Raw genomic sequence first — 2,274 nt, forward strand, 5'->3', positions numbered from 1 at the left:
CGCCAAGATCGTGCGCGAATGTTGGCGCGACACGCTGGGGCTTGGTCGCGATCAAACGCTGGCGGCGGCCTATTGGCGGCGTGGCTCTGCCGGATTGATGGCGGGGTGAACTCTGATGATCGGCCCGCGGTCTTTGCCGATGCCGATATCAATTTGATCACCGGAGACAAGGTTCGAAATATCGCACACCACCAGCGGCATGCGGATGTCATAAAGAAATTCGGCAACGATGGCACCGACCGCCAGGATCGGGTCCGGCCGCTCCAGAAGAATACCGGCCGGCGCCGTGCCCCTGCGGATCGCCTCGGCCAGGACCGAGGATGAAGACGACGAGCCGCGCCCGCTCGGCATGACCAAAATCCTGCCAGCGACATTTCGGCCGAGGCCGGGGTGCGAATGGTCTGTTATCTCGCCGGTCTCGGCATCGATACCGCCCCAGAAGCTGAGCGGTTGCGAAAACACCAGCGCCTGACCCTCAGCGTCACCGGCCAGCTGGAAAGTGCCGGTTCGTTCCACCGGTCGCGTCATGACGCGCTCCGCACAACATGCCCGGCCGCAGCAGAGCGGATGCAATCCCGCATCTCGGCGAAGGCGACGGACACACCGATATTGCCGGGTGCGTAGTGCGCCCATTTGCCGGAATTGGTCATCACCACGCCATCGAGGCGTTCCAGGATCGATGTGACATAGGTGCAGGTATCGGCGACCGGGATCAGGCCGAACGCCTCCATACCGGCCAGCGCGCCCTCCTCCTGCAATCGCGTCAGCGTCGCGCGGCCGGTGTTGACATAGATCGGAATGCGCCTACCCGGTGCTGCCTCGCGCAGCAACGGCAACAGTCGCATCCATTCCTCATGCGAAAAATGCGGCGTGCCGAGCGACACGGCCGCCAGCGGCGCGCCATCGGGCACGGTCGATAGCCTGGCCAGCGCATGATCGATGTCGGCGCGGCTGATGCGGATCGTCTCGTCAGGCGCATGACCCTGGAACGCCTCGTCGAGCGTCATCGCTTCCGGCGTGATGCCGACCGCATGGAACAGCGCCACAGCACCCGTCGTTGCCGCCGCCGCGCCCAACGCCTTCAGCTGGTCCTCGTCGCGCGGTTGCGGCAGGCCGGCAATCACCGGAATGCGGTCGCCGCTCGCCTGCCCGATGACAAGTCCGATGCCGACGAACAGGCTGTCGCTCGGCTCGGGGTCGGCAAAGGCCAGTTCGAACAAGATCCGGCCGCGCCGGTTCTCGCTCAGATGCAGACCCCAGGCCGGCGCGCGCCCGGTCATGGCGCAGCACAGATCGATGAAATCGCCATAGCGGTTGGTGCGCGCGCCAATCACCGAATTGGCAAAGACGATGGCGTTGGACTCACCCCAGGCGATCTGCTGCCCAAAGCTCGGCCGGAAGCGCGTCTGGTAGGGCGCGCAGGTGAATGTCGCCTGGCAGCCGAGCTCCATATGCGCCTTCATCAACCGTCGCGCCGGCACCTCTTCGGCCGCCGGCAATTTCACCATGCCGGGATGGATGAGATCGAACGACCCGACATTCAGCGTCGTCGGCACCTGCACGCGGCCGCCACCTTCGACCAGCCGCTCGACGAAATCGAGACCGGCCTTGCCATGGTAGAGACAACCATCGATATGCGCGCCGGCAATGTCGAGCAGACGACCTGCCCCGATCGCATTGGAAAAGGCGACCAGGATTTTCATGGCAGCAGCCGCTGACAGGCCATGCTCGCCGTCGAGCATGGATCGGTCGCGTGCAGTCAGTTCCAGGGTCATCGGTATGCTCCGGGTCGTGCCCGTCTATGCTGTCCCTGATTGCGGACGGTCTGGCAAGACCCGGTGAGGATCAGTTCGCCGCGATCAACACCGTGCTTTCAGGCGACCAGCGCAGCACGACATCCTGACCTTCTGCCAGCCGTTCCATGCCGGTATTCTGCACAATCACTTTCAACGTCTGACCAGCACGCTCGACGAAATAGGTGCTGTTGCTGCCGGCGAAGATGCGCTTGGAAACCTGTCCCTTGAGCATGTTGGCGTTGCCATCCGGTGCTCCGGCATCCCTGGCGATGCGGATGCGTTCGGGCCGCACGGCACAGCTCGCCTTGGCGCCGGCGGCAAGCTTGGCACCCACACCAGCGGCAATCGCCGTTCCGTCCGCCAGCCGGATGCCATCGCCCGTGCTGTCGCCGCGAAAAATGTTGGCGTCGCCGAGGAAGGTGGCGGCGAACTCGCTCTTCGGCCTGTTATAGATCTCCTCCGGCGGCCCCTCCTGCAC

At 64.5% G+C, this 2,274-nt stretch carries 3 protein-coding genes; all 3 read right to left on the reverse strand.

All coding sequences use genetic code 11. The features are described 5' to 3' along the window. Positions 1–69: 69 nt before the first annotated feature. Positions 70–528 (reverse strand): DUF126 domain-containing protein, encoded by a 459-nt coding sequence (locus ENZ75_RS29250; RefSeq protein ID WP_013530810.1) that lies wholly within the window; start codon positions 526–528, stop codon positions 70–72. Beyond that, the gene (locus tag ENZ75_RS29255; RefSeq protein WP_063168548.1) at positions 525–1,775 is read right to left on the reverse strand and encodes an aconitase X; all 1,251 of its coding nucleotides are present in this window, start codon (positions 1,773–1,775) and stop codon (positions 525–527) included. The genes ENZ75_RS29250 and ENZ75_RS29255 overlap by 4 nt, the downstream gene beginning before the upstream one ends. A 70-nt stretch (positions 1,776–1,845) precedes the next feature. Next, on the reverse strand, positions 1,846–2,274 hold a 429-nt coding region (locus tag ENZ75_RS29260; RefSeq protein WP_128278524.1), incomplete at its 5' end, for a TOBE domain-containing protein.

The sequence above is a fragment of the Mesorhizobium sp. M7A.F.Ca.CA.002.04.1.1 genome, from assembly GCF_004022805.1.
Taxonomy (GTDB): domain Bacteria; phylum Pseudomonadota; class Alphaproteobacteria; order Rhizobiales; family Rhizobiaceae; genus Mesorhizobium; species Mesorhizobium ciceri.

Bases quoted from the DNA above. Each gene is read 5' to 3' on its own strand.
- ENZ75_RS29250 (WP_013530810.1), bottom strand. From the start codon at position 528: ATGACGCGACCGGTGGAACGAACCGGCACTTTCCAGCTGGCCGGTGAC.
- ENZ75_RS29255 (WP_063168548.1), bottom strand. From the start codon at position 1,775: ATGACCCTGGAACTGACTGCACGCGACCGATCCATGCTCGACGGCGAG.